Below are 422 nucleotides of genomic sequence, written 5' to 3' on the forward strand. Positions count from 1 at the left end.
ATTGTCGAATTAGAAAAGATAATGCTCCACAGAATTTCGCACTATTACGACAAATTGCAGTCAATCTTTTAACTAAGGAGAAGCGGGTCAAACGTGGAATAAAAAACAAACAGTTTCTCGCCGCAATGGATGATAACTATTTAGCAAGAGTTTTAGCGTTAGCTTAAAATAGTATATCAAAACTTGAATTAAAATTTTTAGGCAGAAGTTTCACTTGTCTGGAGGACAAGCATAATTTTATGTACCCAATTAAGGAGTATTTTTAGTATTAATAGGTAATGATTTATCTGGAGATAAGTTAATTGATATTGTGGGAAAGTTATTGATTTGTTTTATTTATAATAAAAGCACTTTGTCAGATTATCTATGACATTTTCAGATCTGTTTTAATTTTTATTAGTAAATAAGATGCGGCCGCCCTG

At 30.8% G+C, this 422-nt stretch carries 1 pseudogene; it reads left to right on the forward strand.

The window, feature by feature from the left end:
- A pseudogene (locus ACM0OY_RS40595) lies at positions 1-167 on the forward strand (ISAs1 family transposase); the annotation flags it as partial.
- Positions 168-422 lie beyond the last annotated feature (255 nt).

The organism is Nostoc sp. CCY 9925, assembly GCF_963920935.1.
GTDB lineage: Bacteria > Cyanobacteriota > Cyanobacteriia > Cyanobacteriales > Nostocaceae > Nostoc.